Raw genomic sequence first — 20588 nt, 5'->3', positions numbered from 1 at the left:
AATAAGTATTAATAAGAAACAATATAAAGGATTATGTCGTCTCATTACGAAGCACCCATTAGAAAACCTTTAGTTATAGGTGATAAAAATTTTCACGATGTAACAGTAGATGTTGCAGCACCGGTGGAAGGCAGGGCAAATAAGCAATGGTGGATTGTATTCTCGATCGCTTTGGCAGCTTTCCTATGGGGTGTAGGTTGTGTGGCTTACACAGTTGGAACAGGTATCGGTACTTGGGGTTCAAATAAAACAGTTGGCTGGGCCTGGGATATTACTAACTTCGTTTGGTGGGTTGGTATCGGTCACGCCGGAACACTAATTTCAGCAGTATTATTATTATTCCGTCAAAAGTGGAGAATGGCGATTAACCGTTCTGCAGAGGCGATGACCATCTTCTCGGTAATTCAGGCAGCAATGTTCCCTGTATTCCACATGGGTCGCCCTTGGTTAGCTTACTGGGTAATGCCGGTTCCTAACCAGTTCGGTTCACTTTGGGTTAACTTTAACTCACCTCTACTTTGGGACGTATTTGCAATTTCTACTTATCTTTCTGTATCACTTGTTTTCTGGTGGACAGGTTTATTACCTGACTTTGCAATGCTTCGTGACAGAGCTGTAACTCCTTTCACAAAAAGAGTATACTCGATCGTTAGTTTCGGATGGAGTGGTAGAGCAAAAGACTGGCAGCGTTTTGAAGAGGTTTCTCTTGTACTTGCCGGTTTAGCAACTCCTCTTGTACTTTCTGTACACACTATCGTATCGTTTGACTTTGCTACTTCGGTTATACCGGGATGGCACACTACAATTCTTCCTCCATACTTCGTTGCCGGTGCGATCTTCTCAGGATTCGCGATGGTAAACACGCTTCTTATCATTATGAGGAAGGTATCAAACCTTGAAGCTTACATTACAATACAGCACATTGAGCTTATGAATATCATTATCATGATTACAGGTTCGATTGTTGGTACAGCTTATATTACTGAGTTATTTATTGCATGGTATTCTGGAGTTGAATACGAGCAATATGCATTCCTTAACAGAGCAACAGGTCCTTACTGGTGGTCATACCTATTAATGATGACTTGTAACGTTGTTTCTCCACAGGTTATGTGGTCTAAAAAGATCAGAACTAGTATCATGGCATCGTTTATTATCTCTATCGTGGTAAACATTGGTATGTGGTTTGAGCGTTTCGTAATTATCGTTACCTCACTTCACAGAGATTACCTGCCATCATCATGGACTATGTTCCAGCCTACATTTGTAGATGCAGGTTTCTTCATTGGTACAATTGGTTTCTTCTTTGTATTATTCTTACTTTACTCAAGAAGTTTCCCTGTAATTGCACAGGCAGAGGTAAAATCTATCATGAAAACTTCAAGTGAGAAGTACAAGAAATTAAGAGATCAGGAAGGACACAACAATCATTCACATTCAGATAATCATTAAGAATCATGAGTAATAAAGTTATACATGTACTATACAATGATGATGATATCCTGATGGATGCCGTTAAGCAAACGCGTGCTGCTCATCATCACATTGAAGAAGTTTATACACCTTTCCCGGTTCACGGGTTAGATAAGGCCATGGGTCTTGCTCCTACAAGATTAGCTATTTGCTCTTTCTTATATGGTTTAGTAGGTTTATCTGTTGCTACATCTATGTTATACTACATTATGATTGTAGACTGGCCACAGGATATTGGTGGTAAGCCAAGTTTCAGTTTCATTCAAAACATGCCTGCATTCGTTCCGGTAATGTTTGAAATGACAGTATTCTTCGCAGCTCACTTAATGGTAATTACTTTCTATATGAGAAGTAAATTATGGCCATTTAAAGAAGCAGAGAACCCGGATGTAAGAACTACAGATGACCATTTTTTAATGGAAGTTTCTGTTCACGGTGATGTAGACCAGATGGTTTCATTCTTTGAGAACACAGGAGCTGTGGAAGTAAAAGTAATTGAAAAGCATTAAGAGAGATATGAAAGCATTATATAAAATAGCATTATTGGCATGTGTGTCGGCAGTAGCTACTTCCTGCTTCGATAAATCACGTCCAAACTACCAGTATTTTCCAAATATGTATGAGCCGGTTCCTTATGAAACTTATTCTGAGGTTCCAACTTTCGCTAACGGTAAAGAAGGTCAGCTTCCTGCTGAAGGGTCTATACCAAGAGGATTTACTCCATACGAATATGAAAATAGTACTGAAGGTTACGAATTAGCTAAAGCTAACTCAGTATCTCCTCTTGACAGTGCTGAAGTTGACTTACCAAGAGCTGAACAGCTTTTCACAATTTACTGTGCAGTTTGTCACGGTGATAAAGGTGATGGTAAAGGAAACCTGGTAAAAAGAGAAAAATTCCTTGGTGTGCCTAACTACAAAGACAGGCAAATTACTGAAGGAAGTGTGTTTCATGTAGTTACTTACGGTCTTAATAGTATGGGTTCTCATGCTAACCAGTTAAGTCAGGAAGAGCGTTGGCAGGTAGCTCACTATGTAATGAAACTTAGGAGTGAATTATAATTGTAGAACACTGAAAGCATAAAATATGTATACATTTTCAAGTAAATTAAAAACTTTTTCTTTCATCCTTATGATCGTAGGTGTTCTGGGGATCGGTTATAGTTTTTTTACTGCGCCAAAAGATATCAATGATGTTGAGGCAATATTAGCCAGTCAACACGGTCATCACGGTGATGCTCACGCTGAAGGCGCAGAGCACCATGATGCTAAAGATGCTCATGTTAATACAGCTCACTCTGAAGATGCTCATGCAGCAGCGGGTCACGATGCACATGATGCTCACGGAGCAGAAGCTCATGAAGCACACGATGAGCATACTCATCATTTAAAACACGTTTTACAGCAATTACAAAACAAGCCTTGGGCTGGTGTTTATGTAGCGGCTTTATTCTTTATGTTAATTTCACTTGGGGCATTAGCTTTCTATGCTATCCAAAACGCTGCATCTGCAGGATGGTCTCCTGTGCTGTTTAGAGTTATGGAAGGTATATCGGCTTACCTTATCCCTGGTGCTGTTATAGTATTCTTATTGCTTGTATTAGGTGTTATGGGGTCACACCACCTGTTCGTATGGATGGACAAGGATGTGGTTGCTCACGATCACTTAATTCAGGGTAAATCGGGCTACCTTAACGGTCCTTTCTTCCTAATCAGAGCTGCACTTTTCATGGGTGGATGGATTTTCTACCGTCAGTATGCAAGAAAAGTTTCTTTAGCTCAGGATGAGGCATCAGATAACCTGAACTTTAAGAAGAGTTTTAAAGCTGCGGCTTCATTCCTTGTATTCTTTATCGTATCAGAATCTATCATGTCTTGGGACTGGATCATGTCTGTAGATCCACACTGGTTTAGTACACTATTCGGATGGTATGTGTTTGCAAGTTTTGTTGTAAGTGCAGTTACTGTTATCGCAATGGTTACTCTTTACCTAAAATCTCAGGGCTATTTAGAGTATGTAAATACAAGCCACATACACGATTTAGCTAAATTCATGTTTGGTTTCAGTGTATTCTGGACTTACCTTTGGTTCTCTCAGTTCATGCTTATATGGTATGCTGATATACCGGAAGAGATTACTTACTTTGTAACAAGAATTGAACACTATAATCTTCCTTTCTTTGGTATGGTTGTTATGAACTTTGTTCTGCCTGTACTTATCCTTGTTAATACCGACTTTAAACGTCTTACTTGGATTGTAGTTCTTGCAGGTACAATCATCCTTTGTGGTCACTATGTTGATTTCTTCAACATGATTATGCCTGCAACAGTTGGTGATCAGTGGTTCATTGGAGCTGGTGAGATAGGTTCTATACTATTCTTTATGGGATTGTTTATCTTTGTTGTGTTCAGTGCCATTTCAAAAGCGCCGTTATTAGCTAAGCGTAACCCGCTGATTGAAGAAAGTAAGCATTTTCATTATTAATATTTAAAGAATAAACAGATGACAAGTTTATTGATAGTTATAGTTTTAGTTTTATTAGGCATTGCAATATGGCAATTAACTAAAATATTTGATTTAACTCAAATCGGCACAGCTGTTAACGGCGATTCAGAAGTTGCTAATGATAGAGATAATAATGTAAATGGTTACCTGATGTTTGCCTTTCTTGGCTTCATCTATGTGTTCACTATATACTCTCTTGTAAAATGGGGTCACCTTGCATTAGGTACTCCTGCATCAGAGCATGGTCCGCAGTATGATAACCTAATGACTATTTCGTTAGTATTAATCTTTATTGTACAAACGATTACTCAGTTCCTTTTACACTACTTCGCATTTAAATACAGAGGTAAAAAAGGACAGGTTGCTTTTTATTATGCAGATAACGACAAACTGGAATTTGTTTGGACAATTATCCCGGTAATTGTACTTGCAGGTCTTATTCTTTACGGTCTTTATGCTTGGACAAACATCATGTTTGTTGATGAAAATAAAGAAGATACTATTGTTGTTGAAGTTTATGCTAAACAATTTAGCTGGGAAGCAAGATACGCTGGTGAAGATGGTGTACTTGGTAAAGCTAACGTAAGATATATTGAAGGTGTTAATACTTTAGGTGTGGATATGTCTGATCCAAATGCTCAGGATGATATCCAGTCTACAGAACTTCACCTACCAAAAGGTAAGCAGGTTATATTTAAGTTCCGTTCTCAGGACGTACTTCACTCTGCTTACATGCCTCACTTCAGAGCTCAAATGAACGTAGTGCCTGGTATGGTAACACAGTTTGCCTTTACTCCTACAATCACAACTGAAGAGATGCGTTTAGATCCAAAAATCATGGATAAAGTAGCTAACATTAACAAAATCAGATCTGAGAAAAGCGCTGGTTTAATTGCTGATGGTGGTGAAGCGCTTTCTCCTTATACATTTGACTACTTACTTCTTTGTAACAAAATTTGTGGTGCATCTCACTACAACATGCAAATGAAGATTGTTGTTGAGGATGAAGCCGACTTTAATAAATGGTTAGGTGAGAAAAAAACACTTGGTGCAGCTGTAAAAGAATCTCAGGCTAGTGAAGCTCCGGCTGAGGCGGCTCCTGCTCCTGCTACTGAAGAGCAAGAGGCAGCAACTGTAAACGATTCTACAGCAGTAGTAGACCATAAATAATAAAATAATTCTTTTTAAATATTCAAATTAAAGAAATATGTCAGCAGTAGGACACGAAGTACACGGTCACGATGATCATGGACATCACAAAGAGACCTTCATCACGAAGTATATCTTTAGTATAGATCACAAAATGATCGCTAAGCAATACCTGCTTACCGGTGTAGTTATGGGTATTATTGGTATTGTGATGTCATTATTATTCCGTATGCAAATTGCATGGCCGGAAGAGTCTTTCACAATTTTTAAAGTTCTTTTAGGAGATAAATTTGCTCCGGGTGGAGTAATGCGTAACGATATCTATCTGGCGCTTGTAACCATTCACGGTACCATCATGGTATTCTTTGTATTGACTGCAGGTTTAAGTGGTACTTTCAGTAACCTTCTTATTCCGTTACAAATTGGTGCAAGGGATATGGCATCAGGTTTCATGAACATGATATCATACTGGTTATTCTTCCTTTCTTCTGTAATCATGGTTATCTCTCTATTTGTAGAGGCAGGACCGGCTTCAGCAGGTTGGACAATATACCCTCCTTTAAGCGCACTTCCGCAGGCAATTGGTGGTTCTGGTGCAGGTATGACACTTTGGTTAGTATCTATGGCAATATTTATTGCTTCGTCACTTATGGGATCACTTAACTATGTGGTAACTGTAATTAACCTAAGGACAAAAGGTATGTCTATGACAAGACTACCTCTTACAATCTGGGCGTTCTTTATTACTGCTGTTATCGGTATAGTTTCGTTCCCTGTATTACTTTCTGCTGCATTACTATTAATATTCGATAGAAGTTTCGGTACTTCTTTCTTCCTTTCAGATATCTTTATTGCTGGTGACGTTCTTCACTACCAGGGAGGTTCTCCGGTATTATTTGAGCACTTATTCTGGTTCTTAGGTCACCCTGAGGTATATATCGTATTACTACCTGCTTTAGGTATTACATCTGAAATTATTGCAACTAATTCACGTAAGCCAATCTTTGGTTACCGTGCGATGATTGCTTCTATTCTTGCAATTGCATTCCTTTCAACAATCGTTTGGGGTCACCACATGTTCGTATCAGGTATGAACCCGTTCTTAGGTTCTGTGTTTACCTTTACAACACTTCTTATTGCGATTCCATCGGCTGTTAAGGCATTCAACTATATTACAACACTATGGAGAGGTAACCTGCAAATGAACCCTGCAATGCTATTCTCTATCGGTCTTGTATCTACTTTCATCACTGGTGGTCTTACAGGTATCATCCTTGGTGACAGTACACTTGATATTAACGTTCACGATACTTACTTCGTTGTGGCTCACTTCCACTTAGTAATGGGTATCTCTGCTCTATACGGTATGTTTGCCGGTATTTACCACTGGTTCCCTAAAATGTTCGGTACTATGATGAACAAGAACCTTGGTTACATTCACTTCTGGGTAACAGCAGTATGTGCTTACGGAGTATTCTTCCCAATGCACTTTATAGGTATGGCGGGTCTTCCAAGACGTTACTATACTAACTCTGCTTTCCCGTTATTTGATGACCTTGCAGATGTTAACGTTATTATCACTATGTTTGCTATTATTGGTGCTGCATTCCAGTTAGTGTTCCTTTGGAACTTCTTCTACAGCATCTTTAAAGGTAAAAAAGCTCCTCAAAACCCATGGAGATCTAACACTCTTGAGTGGACTACTCCGGTTGAGCACATTCACGGTAACTGGCCAGGAGAAATTCCTGAAGTTTACAGATGGCCATATGACTACAGTAAACCAGGTCACGATGAAGATTTCGTACCTCAAACTGTACCGATGAAACCAAACGAAGAACAGTTACACCATTAATAAATGGTACATATCATAATAAAAGCCTCTCCTAACAGGGAGGCTTTTTGTTTAAATGCTTATTTTTATATAAAATAAGAAATGATATGATGGCAGACGATTATACTTTTAGTATTAATAAAAACATGAATCAGTTTGAACTGGTTGTGGATGAGGATAACATTGCTTTTTTGGAATTCTATACCGACGGCAAAAAAATCTTTTTAAACCATACCGAAGTTCCTGTTGATTTGAGAGGAAGAGGCATTGCGGCAAAGCTTGTTGAGAAGAGCCTGGCGTATTGCAGGGAAAACAATTTAATTGTTGTGCCGGCCTGTTCTTATGTGGCGCATTTTATTGATGATAACCCGCAGTGGAATGATGTGTTGTCTGAAGGTTATCAAATGTGAGCCTAATTAAATTATATTTGCCGTATGAATGAGAATTTAGATCCTACTAATAAAAACTTTAATCCCGAAGAGCTTGATTTAGAGAAAAAGCTGAGGCCCCTGTCGTTTGACGATTTTACCGGGCAGGATCAGGTATTGGAAAACCTGAAGGTGTTTGTGGAAGCGGCAAACTTTCGTGACGAGGCTTTAGATCATACCCTGTTTCACGGTCCTCCGGGGCTTGGTAAGACCACTTTGGCAAACATACTGGCAAATGAGCTTGGAGTGGGGATTAAAATCACTTCAGGGCCTGTTTTAGACAAACCGGGCGATTTAGCCGGATTACTTACTAACCTTGATGAAAGGGATATACTTTTTATTGACGAGATTCACCGTCTTAGTCCGATTGTGGAGGAGTATCTCTATTCGGCTATGGAGGATTTCAAAATAGATATTATGATTGAGTCGGGGCCTAATGCCCGTTCAGTACAAATAGGTCTTAATCCGTTTACACTGGTTGGGGCTACAACCCGTTCGGGTTTATTAACGGCGCCAATGCGTGCCCGTTTTGGTATTTCAAGCCGACTTCAGTATTATACTACCGAGCTTTTAACGAGTATAGTGGAGCGTAGTTCTGCCATACTTAAAATGCCTATTACTATGGAAGCTGCTATTGAAATAGCAGGGCGTAGTCGTGGTACACCCCGTATTGCCAATGCACTTTTACGACGAGTGCGTGACTTTGCCCAGATAAAAGGTAACGGTAAAATTGATATTGAGATTGCCAGATATTCGCTTAAGGCTCTTAATGTAGATGCTCATGGTCTTGATGAAATGGATAATAAGATACTTAATACTATAATTGATAAGTTTAAAGGTGGACCTGTTGGTTTGTCTACACTGGCAACAGCAGTGTCTGAAAGCGGAGAGACTATCGAAGAAGTATATGAACCTTTCCTAATTCAGGAAGGATTTATTGTAAGAACGCCTAGAGGTAGGGAAGTTACTGAGAAAGCATATAAGCATCTGGGTAAAATAAGAATGACGCAGGGAGGATTGTTTTAGCATTTAACTATTAATCAACCAATATAATTATTAATGAAAAGATTTTTAATTCCATCCTTACTATTGGTCGGAGCTGTTGCGCTTCTTTCTTACAAAGGTATAGCCGATGCGTATACTAAAGACGAAATCAAATCGTATGCAAAGAGTGTAGGTATACCTCAGGAAGATTTGTATTTTATAAAGAGCGATTTACAGACTCAGTATCTTGAAACAGGTCAGCCTAATCTTATTGTTTTAAACAGGCAGATGCAAAAGCTTAAAGCCGGAACCTGTTATATGGAGTTTCCATACTATATGGATGTTTTTTTTGAAATGAAGTCTCAGGTTAAGGATACTCTTAGCATGTATGATATGAAGTTTGACGGAGATGTAAACAAAGTTTTTGAAACCATTCAGGGAGGTGAAACGCTTAAACTTGATGCTTCTAAAAAGTATTATGCCTTTTATTATTTTGCCAGGTACGCTAAGTTTAAGGATAAGCTTATCAAAAAAAGTATGAAACGGTATAAAGACAGTATACAATACTTCTATGTAAACGTAGATAATATAAAACAATAAAAAAGCCGCTAACAGCGGCTTTTTTTATTGTTTTGAGGGTGAGGTTGCTTTTGGTAACTTTGCCTGTGTAATTATAGCTTACCTTGGATAACAGAAAAAGATATTCCGACTTTATTAAAGCCGAAGCCAAACGTCTCGGGTTTTTGTCATGCGGTATATCTAAAGCCGGGTTTCTGGAAGAGGAAGCACCCCGTTTGGAAAAATGGCTTAATGATAATAGGCACGGTAAAATGCAGTATATGGAGAATCACTTTGATAAAAGGTTAGATCCAACTCTGCTTGTAGACGGAGCCAAAAGTGTGATTTCTCTTTTACTGAATTACTATCCTGAGCAAACCCAAACGGAGGGGGGGTATAAAATATCAAAATATGCCTACGGACAGGATTACCACTTTGTAATTAAATCCAAGCTAAAGGAACTACTGCAATCCATTCAGGAGAACATAGGTGAAGTAGGAGGTAGGGCTTTTGTAGATTCGGCTCCGGTGCTCGATAAGGCTTGGGCGGCAAAAAGTGGTTTGGGCTGGATAGGTAAAAACAGTAATCTGTTAAGTAAGCAGGTAGGTTCTTTCTTTTTTATTGCCGAGCTTATTGTTGATTTAGATTTAGAATATGATGGTGTAACTACAGATCATTGCGGAAGCTGCACAGCCTGCATTGATGCCTGCCCTACACAGGCAATAATAGAACCTTATGTTGTTGATGGCAGTAAGTGTATTTCTTATTTTACCATTGAGCTTAAGGAAAACATTCCGGCAGAGATGAGGGGCAAGTTTGACGACTGGGCTTTTGGTTGTGATGTTTGCCAGGATGTGTGTCCGTGGAACCGTTTTTCCAAACCACATCGCGAACCGTTATTTAATCCGCATCCTGATTTATTGTCTATGACAAAAAAAGACTGGGATGAAATTACCGAAGAAACTTTTAGGGCGGTGTTTAAAAACTCGGCGGTTAAGCGTACAAAATTTGAAGGGCTTACAAGAAATATAAATTTCCTAAAGCCCTGATGCAACTTTGGGGAGATGATAATTTTTTTACTACCCGTAATATGGATGTGTATATAACAAAGCTCAGGAAAAAGCTCAGTGAAGATGCATCTGTAGAGATTGTAAATGTTCGGGGTTTTGGTTACAAGCTCATTTGTTAACTATTCATTAATTAAATAAAAAGAAAGTTCTTAAAAATTTCTCAATTTCGGCGATACGCTTACCTTTGTAAGTTCTGTAATAAAAGTAAATAGAATGAACAAGTACAGTAAGCGCAGAGAAGCACTTTTATACCACGCCAAACCCCATCCGGGTAAAATACAGGTGGTGCCTACAAAGAAATATGCAACACAAAGGGATTTGTCGTTAGCTTATTCTCCGGGAGTGGCAGAGCCATGTCTTGAAATAGCCAAAGATGTAAATAACGTTTATAAATATACTGCAAAAGGTAACCTTGTAGCCGTAATATCAAACGGTACGGCGGTTTTAGGTTTGGGTGATATAGGTCCTGAAGCATCTAAGCCGGTGATGGAAGGTAAAGGTCTTTTGTTTAAGATTTTTGCTGATATTGATGTTTTTGATATTGAGGTAGATACCAAGGATGTAGATAAGTTTATCGAAACGGTAAAAAATATTGCTCCTACTTTTGGAGGGATTAACCTTGAGGATATTAAAGCACCTGAGTCTTTTGAAATTGAAAGAAGGCTTGTTGAAGAACTTAATATCCCTGTAATGCATGATGACCAGCACGGTACTGCCATAATTTCCTCGGCTGCACTTTTAAATGCGTTGGAGCTTGCTGATAAGAAAATTGAAGATGTTAAGGTAGTGGTTTCGGGTGCCGGATCGGCTGCTTTGGCATGTGCTAACCTTTATCTGCTTTTAGGGGTAAAGGCCGAAAATATAACCATGTTTGATAAAGATGGTATGCTTGTAAAAAGCCGTACCGATTTATTAGACCTTCAAATGAAATATGCTAAGGATGCTGAGCCTGTTACTTTATCTGAAGCGGTTAAGGGAAGCGATGTTTTCTTAGGGCTATCAGTAGGTAATGTACTTACACCGGAAATGCTGCTTACCATGAATCATGATCCAATTGTGTTTGCAATGGCAAACCCAATTCCGGAAATTGATTATGATCTTGCTGTCGCCACACGTGACGATATTATTATGGCAACGGGTAGGTCTGACCATCCTAATCAGGTAAATAATGTACTTGGTTTCCCTTATATCTTTAGGGGTGCGATGGATGTTAGGGCTACAAAAATTAACGAGGCTATGAAAATGGCTGCCGTTAAAGCGCTTGCCGAACTGGCTAAAGCACCAGTGCCAGAGCAGGTAAATATTGCTTATGGTGAAACCAAACTTAACTTTGGTCGTGACTATATTATTCCAAAACCTTTTGATCCAAGGCTTATTGCAGTGGTGCCGCCGGCAGTGGCTCAGGCAGCGATGGAATCGGGTGTGGCATTAAACCCTATAACCGATTGGGATAAGTATGCCGAGGAGCTTTTAGACAGGCTGGGTAACGATAACAAAATGGTAAGACTGCTTACCAACAGGGCTAAAACCGATCCCAAACGAATTGTGTTTGCCGAGGCAGATCATCTTGATGTGCTAAAAGCGGCGCAAATTGTTCATGAGGAGAAAATTGGTATTCCAATCCTGTTAGGTAACAGCGAAATTATAAACGAACTTAAGGAAGAAATAGGTTTTGAGGCCGAAGTGGCTATTATTGATCCTAAAACCGATGAAGAAGAGGAAAGAAGGAACCGTTATGCTGATGTATTTTGGAGTTCGAGGAACCGCAGAGGCGTAAGCCTTTTAGATGCACAAAAGTGGATGCGTGAGCGTAACTATTTTGCAGCAATGATGGTGAACGAAGGAGATGCCGATGCTATGGTTACAGGGTATTCAAGGAGTTATCCGGCAACGGTTAAGCCTATTATACAGCTTATTGGTAAAGCACCAAGTGTAACTAAAATAGCTACTACTAACCTTATGCTTACCAAACGCGGACCTATGTTCCTTTCAGATACGGCAATTAACCCTAATCCAAATGCTGAAGAGCTTGCTAAAATTGCAATTATGACAGCTAGAACGGTAAGAATGTTTGGTATGGAGCCTGTACTGGCAATGGTGTCATTCTCAAACTATGGTTCATCACCAGACCCTGAAGCGGTAAAAGTGAGGGAGGCGGTACAAATACTTCACCGTGATTACCCTGATTTACTGGTAGATGGAGAAGTTCAGGCCGATTTTGCCTTAAATGCAGAAATGTCAAAAGATAAGTTTCCTTTTTCAAAAATTGCAGGAAAAAAGGTTAATACATTAATTTTTCCTAACTTGGATGCAGCTAATATTACTTATAAGTTGTTAAAAGAGCTAAATAAGGTAGTTTCTATCGGGCCTATAATGCTTGGTATGAACAAGCCTGTTCACGTTTTCCAGTTAGGGGCCAGTGTAGAGGAGATGGTAAATATGGCAGCAGTAGCTGTTGTAGATGCTCAGGAGAAGGAAAAACGTTTAAAAATGGCAAAAAATTAATACATAGCTAATCGTTAGAGAATTTTATTATTTTTGGGAACGGATAAAAAAATGTTATGATAGCACATCTTCAGGGAAGACTTGTTGAGAAAACACCAACAGAAGTAGTGATAGACTGTAATGGGGTTGGTTACCAGGTTAATATTTCCCTGCACACCTTTTCTCTTTTACCTGATTCTGAAAACATAAGGTTGTATACCTTTTTACAGATTAAGGAAGACGCACACACCCTTTTTGGTTTTATGGAAAAAGCTGAGAGGGAACTATTTAAGTTTCTTATTTCTGTTTCAGGAGTGGGGGCTGGTACGGCACGTACAATGCTCTCTTCGCTTGAACCGAAACAAATTATAAACGCCATTGCATCGGGAGATGTGGCAACAATTCAGTCTATAAAAGGGATTGGTGCAAAAACGGCACAAAGGGTAATACTGGACCTTAAGGATAAAGTGTTAAAAGTGTACGATTTGGGCGAAGTTTCGGTATCGGGTTACAATACAAATAAAGATGAGGCGTTATCTGCGTTAGAGGTTTTAGGATTTAACAAAAAATCTGCCGAAAAAGTTGTAGATAAGATTGTTAGGGAAAATCCGGATGTTACTGTTGAAACAATTATCAAACAAGCATTAAAAAATTTATAGTCCTTGAAAACAGAATACTCTAAAGATTTTTACATAAAGTTAAGGCTGGCTGTTTCGCTATTGTTCTTATTTTTTAATTTAACCGCACAGGCACAGGATGATGAAGAAGATAACGAAAAACAGGATACCCTTACCGGTTACAGTACTGCAAGGGTAGAGCTTGAAAATCCCAGGAGTATAGTGCAGGGCTATACTTATGATCCTGTTACAAATAAATATATTTATACAGAAAGTGTAGATGATTTTAATATCAATTATCCGCTTATCCTTACTCCCGAAGAGTATGAGGAGTTGGTGTTGCGTGAATCTATTCGCGAATATTATCAGCAAAAATCAAAAGCACTTGACGGTAAAGGAACAGAGGAAGAGCAGAAAAATCTGCTTCCGAGGTATTATGTAAACTCTAAATTTTTTGAAACCATATTTGGAGGTAATACCATTGATATTAAACCTCAGGGTTCGGTAGAGCTTGATTTGGGAGTTCGGTATACCAAGCAGGATAATCCGTCACTTTCACCAAGAAACAGAAGTACTTTTACCTTTGATTTTGACCAAAGGATTAGTATGAGTCTACAAGGGCAGGTAGGTACTAAATTAGGGGTAACCGCTAATTATGATACCGAGTCGACCTTTGCATTCCAAAACCTTATTAAGTTAGAATATACTCCTGATGAGGATGATATTATCCAGAAAATTGAAGTAGGTAATGTGAGCTTTCCGCTATCTAACTCGTTAGTTAGAGGTGCGCAAAGCCTTTTTGGTGTTAAGGCGCAGTTTCAGTTTGGTAAAACTACCGTAACGGGGATTTTCTCAGAGCAAAAATCCCAAACCAAAACCATAACCGCTCAGGGTGGTGGTACAGTGCAGGAATTTAGTTTCTTTGCTGCCGAATATGATAGCGATAAACACTTCTTCCTTTCACAATGGTTTAGAAATAACTATGATAAAGCATTAAAACAATATCCTTTAATAGACAGCCGTGTACAAATTACCCGTGTGGAAGTATGGGTAACTAACAGGCAGAACAGAATCAATTCTCAGGAAAACAACTCCAGGAATATTATTGCAATTCAGGATTTAGGTGAATCACAGTTAACCAGTAACTATGGTAATGTTGATATTACTAGTGATGCTGTAGGTTTTGCCAGTAGTGGTACACCTCCGGCAGGCTTCTTTACTTCGAGCCCTAACTCGGCATCTGATAATAAGAATAACGGACTTAACCCTTCTCTTCTTGATGAGGGAAATAGCCAGTTTTTAAGTCCGTCTATAAGGGAAATAGTTACATTAAGTAATAATAGTTTTATAGGTGGTCTTGATGCTAACGAAGGACGTGATTATGCTAAGCTTGAAAATGCAAGAAAACTTACTTCAAATGAATTTACATTCCATCCGCAGTTAGGTTATATTTCCTTAAACCAAAGACTTTCTAACGATGAAATTCTTGCTGTAGCCTATCAGTACACCATCGGTGACGAAGTGCATCAGGTAGGTGAATTTGCTACCGATGGTGCCGATGCTACTTCGGTAACAGAATCTAATAATCCAAATGAAGATGTAGCTGTTAGTACCAAAAGCCTTATATTGAAAATGCTTAAGAGTAGTTTGGTAAATGTAAATGAGCCGGTTTGGGATTTGATGATGAAAAACATCTATTCAATTCCGGGAGCTTACCAGTTAGAGCAGGAGGATTTCAAAATGAATATCCTTTATACCGATCCTTCTCCGCTAAACTATATCACACCGGCTACCGATGTTAATGGTAATATTATAGATCAGTTTCCTGATACAGGTGTTTCGGAAACACCTCTTTTGAATGTATTTAACGTAGATAGGTTAAGTTATGCTAATGACCCACAACCGGGTGGTGACGGTTTCTTTGACTTTTATCCGGGGATTACTGTAGATACGCAAAACGGTAGATTAATCTTTACTACTGTAGAACCATTTGGTAAATATCTGTTTGAAAAATTAAGGCTAGATGATTTAGAGAATTATTCTGATGAGAATGAAACCACCTATAACGCTAACCAGGAAAAATATGTATACCGCAGGCTGTACATGAGTACACAGGCAGATGCATCTCAGGAAAGTGCTAAAAATAAATTCCAGTTAAGGGGTAAGTTCAAATCTACCGGAGGTGACGGTATATCTCTGGGAGCATTTAATGTTCCTCAGGGTTCGGTTGTAGTGACAGCCGGTGGTCGTACACTTGTTGAAGGGGTGGATTATACAGTGAATTATCAGTTAGGTAGGGTACAAATTTTAGATGCTTCCCTTCAAAATTCAAATACACCTATTGAGGTTTCTGTAGAAAACAATGCGGTATTCGGGCAACAAACCCGTCGTTTTGCAGGGGTATATGTTGAACATAAGTTTACCGATAAATTTTTGGTTGGGGCCACTTTATTAAACATGGCAGAAAGGCCGTTTACCCAAAAAACTAATTACGGACAGGAATCGGTTAATAATACTATTTTCGGACTTAATACTACGTATACTACAGAAGTACCTTTCTTTACCAGACTGGTAAATAAACTTCCAAATATTGATACAGATGTTCCTTCTAACTTATCGTTTAGGGGAGAAATAGCATACCTGCAACCTGGGGCTTCAAAGGCAGATCAGTTTAACAGTGAGCCTACTACTTATGTAGATGATTTTGAAGGGTCGCAAACTACTATTGATATGCGTGCGCCGCTATCATGGTCACTTGCCAGTGCGCCAATTACATTATTTTCCGGAAATGCACCACCAGTAGATGATCTTTCTTACGGTTACCAGAGAGCAAAACTTGCATGGTATACCATAGATCCTACCTTCTTTACTAATCAACGCCCTACAGGTGTAAGTGATGATGACCTTTCTTCAAACAGAACAAGGCGTGTGTATTACAGCGAGCTGTATCCTGTAACCGATATAGCACCGGGTCAAACTACTGTAGTCAATACTTTAGACCTTACTTATTTCCCACAGGAAAGAGGTCCTTATAACTATAACCCTACAGTAGCGGGTACTGGAGGTATTTTTGATCAGGTTCAGGCAGAGCAAAACTGGGGAGGTATAATGAGATCTATAACCTCTACTAACTTTGAACAGACTAATGTTGAATATATTCAGTTTTGGGTTCTTGACCCATATTCCGGTAATGCAGGAGATGTAGCAGATCCTACTAATACCGGTATGCTGGAAATTAACCTTGGTGAAATATCTGAAGATATATTAAAAGATAATCGTAAGCAATATGAGAACGGACTTCCGGTTGCCGGAGGAACTCAGCCTACATTTACTTCTTCATGGAGTAAAGTTCCGGTTTCCCAGTCGCTTATTTATGCTTTTGATACCGATACGGGTAACAGGGCTTTACAGGATGTTGGTCTTGATGGTTTAAGCGATCAGGAAGAAGCTGCAAAATTTGCAGCTCAGGGATATGGTGGTTATGAAGACCCTTCGGGAGATAACTATCAGTTTTTCCTTGATGCCGATGGTGATGTGATCAATAGGTATAAAAATTATAATGGTACAGAAGGGAACTCTCCTGTAGATGTTACAAGTAACAGCAGGGGATCTACTTCGCTACCTGATGTAGAAGATATCAATAGGGATAATACAATGAATACTATTGATGCTTACTATAGATATAGAATTCCAATTGAGCCAGGGGTGCAGCCCGGGCAGGGATATGTTATAGATTCCAGACCTTTTACTGTTGATGTTCCGGGTAGTAACGGTGATGCAGGTAGTAATCAGGCTACAGGTAGATGGCTACTTTATAAAGTGCCTATTGAAGTGCCGGATGAAGAGGATGAAGAATATGCAGTAGGAGGTATAACGAATACCCGTTCTATACGTTTTATGAGAATGTTTGTTTCCGGTTTTAAAGAGGAAATAACTTTAAGGTTTGGAGCCTTAGATCTTGTAAGAGGTGAATGGAGAAGATATACAGGCTTGTTTGATGAAGATACTGATCCTGACGGAAGTCCTAGCGATACTCAAACCGGATTTGATGTTACATCGCTTAATGTGCAGGAAAACGGAGCGCGCTCACCTATTAATTATGTATCACCACCGGGAGTTGTTCGCGAACAACTATATAGTGGTACTGCTGTTATTAATCAAAATGAGCAGGCGTTATCGTTAAGGGTTTATTCTACCAGCGGATCGGGTACAGATGGTGGTTTAGAACCGGGTGACTCTCGTGCTGTATTTAAAAATGTAAATGTAGACATGCGTCAGTTTAAAAAGCTGAGAATGTTCCTGCATGCAGAACCATTGTCTGCCGGCGGAGGTGGAGGATTAGAAGAAAACGGTGCTATACAAAATGGAGAGCTTAAAGCGTTTATCCGATTTGGTAATGACTTTACTGACAACTACTATCAGGTAGAGATTAAGCTTGATAAAACTTCGTTAAATGCAACTACGGCTGAAGAAATTTGGCCTGAGGATAATGAAATTAACTTACCACTTGATTTACTTACCCAAATAAAAATTTTGGCTATGCAGAATAACCTTCCTATTGACCAGGAGGGAGCCAGATATGCAGACGTTTCTACATTAGATCCATCCCTTGGAGACAGGATGACGGTAAGGATTAAAGGTAATCCTAACTTTGGTTTAGTGCGTACTTTAATGGTGGGTGTTAAAAACGGATATGAAGTAGGAGATCCCGGTGCCAGAAACCTAAGAGGTGAAGTTTGGTTTAATGAGCTACGCCTTTCGGATATGGATAGTAACGGTGGTATGGCTGCACTTGCCAGTATGGATACTAACCTTGCTGATTTTGCAAACATTTCGGCAACAGGTAGGGTAAGTACAATTGGTTTTGGTACTATTGAGCAGGGGCCTAATGAAAGAAGCAGGGAAGATGCTAAGCAGTATAATATTGTAACAAATCTTAATTTAGGTCAGTTACTTCCTAAAAAATGGGGTATTAATCTGCCGTTTAACTATGGTGTAGGTGAAGAGATAATCACACCGGAATATGATCCTTTCCAGCAGGATGTGAGGCTGGATCAATTAGTTGATTTAGCGGAAACGCAGGCAGAAAAAGATAATCTTAAAGACAGGGCTATTGATTATACCAAAACAAAGAGTATAAACTTTATAGGAGTTAAAAAGAACAGATCGCCGGAGCAGAAGCCTCATGTTTACGATCCTGAAAACTTTACACTGTCTTACTCGTATAATCAAACTAATCACCATGATTATGAAGTGGAAGATTTACTTGATCAGCAGGTAAGAGCGTCTGTTGATTATCGATATGCATTTAATAGTAAGCCTATAGAACCTCTTGCTAAAACGAAGTTTATGAGTAAGAGCCAGTACTGGAAATTGTTAAGAGATTTTAATTTTAATTATTTACCTTCTGATATTTCTTTCAGTTCTAATATATTAAGGCAGTATAACAGGCAACAGTTTAGAAATGTAGATGTAGAGGGTATTCCTATTAACCCGCTTTACAGAAGAAACTACTTCTTTAACTATCAATATGGCTTTAATTACATCTTGTCAAAAGGACTTAAGTTTAATTATAGTGTGGCTACAAGTAATATTGTTCGTAATTATCTTGATGAGAACAATGTGCCTATTGAAGACTTTACCATATGGGATGATTTTTGGAATATAGGTTCGGCAAACCAGCATACACAGCAGCTTACTATGAATTATGATATTCCTATCAATAAGTTGCCTATGTTTAGTTTTATTAAACCTACTTATACATATACTACTACTTTTAACTGGCAAAGGTCTACCGATGGTTTACGTTATTTTACTGAAACTATTAATGGTGTTTCTACTACATACGATTTAGGTAACCTTATTCAAAACTCGAGTTCTCATAATTTGAATACTCAGTTAAACATGGATGTGTTCTATAAATACATAGGGCTTACCGGTAAAAAAGCAGCTAAAAATGCTAAGCCAAAACCACAGGCACCTAAGCCGGGTGAAAAGGTTACTAATAATCAAAAATCAGGAGACGATGGTAATATGTTCCTAAATGGTCTTATAGGGGTGATTACCAGTGTAAAAAATATAAATGTTAAGTATGTTGAGAACAGAGGTACTGTACTGCCGGGTTATATACCGGGTATAGGTTTCTTTGGTACAACAAAGCCGGGGCTTGGTTTTGTTTTTGGTAGCCAGGGTGATATTAGGTATGAAATGGCACGAAATGGTTATCTTACTAATTATGATAAATATAACCAAAACTTTACAAGGGTTAAGTCCAGATTGTTGAATATTACTGCTTCTATAGATTTGTTCCCTGATTTGAAGATAGATTTAAATGCCGAGAGAACTTATTCTAAAAACGATTCTGAACAATATCATGTAGGGCCTTATGTTGATGATGTTACCGGTGATGAGTTTATTAGGTATTTTCCTGAATCGCATTATACAACAGGTAACATGATGATGACCACCATACTTATTAAAACGGCATTTAGTAAGAGTGATGTAAATTCATCTGCTGCTTTTGATCAGTTCCGTACAAATAGACTGTTAGTTGCTAACAGGCTGGCTGAACAGCGTTATGGTACTTCTAACTTCCCTGTTTATAACGGTCCGCTTGATGGTAATGCAGGTAGTGAATATAGTATTGCTAATGCGGGTTATCCTTTAGGTTATGGTAAAAATTCTCAGGCGGTATTACTTCCTGCTTTTCTTTCGGCTTACTCAGGTCAGGATGCATCAAAAGTAAAAACCAGTCCGTTTAGAGATGTTCCGCTTCCTAACTGGATAATTAAGTACACCGGTTTAATGCGTTATAAATACTTTAAAGATAGGTTTAAACGATTCTCGTTACAACACGGATATAGGGCTTCATATAATATTAATTCGTATAGAACTAATTTAGAGTATGGAGAAACATCTACAGATGCAAACGGTAATTTTGTTAATAAGTATATTATATCTAACATTAACCTTGCAGAGCAGTTTAATCCGCTTATACGTGTTGATATGGAGATGAAAAACTCTATTAAGATATTGGCAGAGATTAAAAAAGACCGTACGCTTAACATGAGTTTTGATAATAACCTTTTAACTGAGGTTAAAGGTAACGAGTATACTGTAGGGTTAGGTTACCGTATTAAAGATGTAACAATTAATTCCAGTTTGGCAGATAATCCAACTAATGTTATTAAGAGTGATATTGACCTGAAGGCCGACTTTACTCTAAGGAAAAACGAAACCATAGTGCGTTATCTTGATTATGATAATAACCAGTTAGGTGGGGGGCAAAATATATGGTCGGTTAAGTTTACAGCGAGTTATTCGTTTAGTAAAAACCTAACTGCTATATTCTATTATGACCATTCATTCTCTAAAGCAGTTATTTCAACAGCCTATCCGTTAACAAATATTCGATCGGGCTTTACTTTGAGGTATAATTTTGGAAATTAATAAAAAAAACATTTTATAATTATTTTTATTCAGCATACA

The 20588-nt window shown here is 38.6% G+C and carries 13 protein-coding genes and 1 pseudogene; all 14 read left to right on the top strand.

The genetic code is table 11. From position 1 onward, the window contains the following. The first annotated feature begins 33 nt into the window (after positions 1-33). Entirely contained in the window at positions 34-1452 is a 1419-nt protein-coding gene (gene nrfD, locus GN157_RS03285; RefSeq protein ID WP_157481699.1) for an NrfD/PsrC family molybdoenzyme membrane anchor subunit, read from the top strand. Between the two features lie 5 nt (positions 1453-1457). Then, a complete protein-coding gene (locus GN157_RS03280; RefSeq protein ID WP_035134090.1) occupies positions 1458-1982 on the top strand; it encodes a DUF3341 domain-containing protein in 525 nt (174 codons plus the stop codon). A 7-nt stretch (positions 1983-1989) separates the two neighbouring features. Continuing rightward, the gene (locus tag GN157_RS03275) at positions 1990-2535 is read left to right on the top strand and encodes a c-type cytochrome (RefSeq protein WP_157481698.1); all 546 of its coding nucleotides are present in this window, start codon (positions 1990-1992) and stop codon (positions 2533-2535) included. 25 nt (positions 2536-2560) lie between these two features. Next, positions 2561-3958 carry a quinol:cytochrome C oxidoreductase gene (locus GN157_RS03270; RefSeq protein ID WP_157481697.1) on the top strand — a complete coding sequence of 466 codons (1398 nt, stop codon included), beginning with the start codon at positions 2561-2563 and terminating at the stop codon, positions 3956-3958. An 18-nt stretch (positions 3959-3976) separates the two neighbouring features. Continuing rightward, on the top strand, positions 3977-5149 hold the full coding sequence (locus GN157_RS03265) for a cytochrome c oxidase subunit II (RefSeq protein ID WP_157481696.1): 1173 nt from the start codon (positions 3977-3979) through the stop codon (positions 5147-5149). A 37-nt stretch (positions 5150-5186) separates the two neighbouring features. Continuing rightward, complete coding sequence (locus tag GN157_RS03260; RefSeq protein WP_157481695.1) at positions 5187-6980, top strand: cytochrome c oxidase subunit I; 1794 nt, start codon at positions 5187-5189, stop codon at positions 6978-6980. An 86-nt stretch (positions 6981-7066) separates the two neighbouring features. Further along, positions 7067-7369 (top strand): GNAT family N-acetyltransferase, encoded by a 303-nt coding sequence (locus tag GN157_RS03255; RefSeq protein WP_157481694.1) that lies wholly within the window; start codon positions 7067-7069, stop codon positions 7367-7369. Between the two features lie 24 nt (positions 7370-7393). Next, positions 7394-8413, top strand: a complete 1020-nt coding sequence (ruvB, locus tag GN157_RS03250; protein ID WP_157481693.1) for a Holliday junction branch migration DNA helicase RuvB — start codon at positions 7394-7396, stop codon at positions 8411-8413. A 33-nt stretch (positions 8414-8446) separates the two neighbouring features. Further along, complete coding sequence (locus GN157_RS03245) at positions 8447-8971, top strand: hypothetical protein (protein WP_157481692.1); 525 nt, start codon at positions 8447-8449, stop codon at positions 8969-8971. Between the two features lie 83 nt (positions 8972-9054). After that, positions 9055-9978 (top strand): tRNA epoxyqueuosine(34) reductase QueG, encoded by a 924-nt coding sequence (gene queG, locus GN157_RS03240; protein WP_157481691.1) that lies wholly within the window; start codon positions 9055-9057, stop codon positions 9976-9978. Continuing rightward, a pseudogene (locus GN157_RS03235) lies at positions 9975-10118 on the top strand (winged helix-turn-helix domain-containing protein); the annotation flags it as partial. The gene queG and the pseudogene GN157_RS03235, both read left to right, overlap by 4 nt. A gap of 94 nt (positions 10119-10212) precedes the next feature. Then, the gene (locus GN157_RS03230) at positions 10213-12504 is read left to right on the top strand and encodes an NADP-dependent malic enzyme (protein WP_157481689.1); all 2292 of its coding nucleotides are present in this window, start codon (positions 10213-10215) and stop codon (positions 12502-12504) included. Between the two features lie 56 nt (positions 12505-12560). After that, on the top strand, positions 12561-13142 hold the full coding sequence (gene ruvA, locus GN157_RS03225; protein WP_157481688.1) for a Holliday junction branch migration protein RuvA: 582 nt from the start codon (positions 12561-12563) through the stop codon (positions 13140-13142). Positions 13143-13145: 3 nt separating this feature from the next. Then, positions 13146-20549, top strand: coding sequence for a T9SS outer membrane translocon Sov/SprA (gene sov, locus GN157_RS03220; protein ID WP_157481687.1), 7404 nt, complete (start codon positions 13146-13148; stop codon positions 20547-20549). Positions 20550-20588 lie beyond the last annotated feature (39 nt).

Origin of the sequence: Flavobacterium rakeshii (assembly GCF_009741375.1) — a bacterium.
In the GTDB taxonomy this organism is placed as follows: Bacteria; Bacteroidota; Bacteroidia; order Flavobacteriales; family Flavobacteriaceae; genus Flavobacterium; species Flavobacterium rakeshii.
This window is presented reverse-complemented; position numbering and strand designations above follow the sequence as displayed.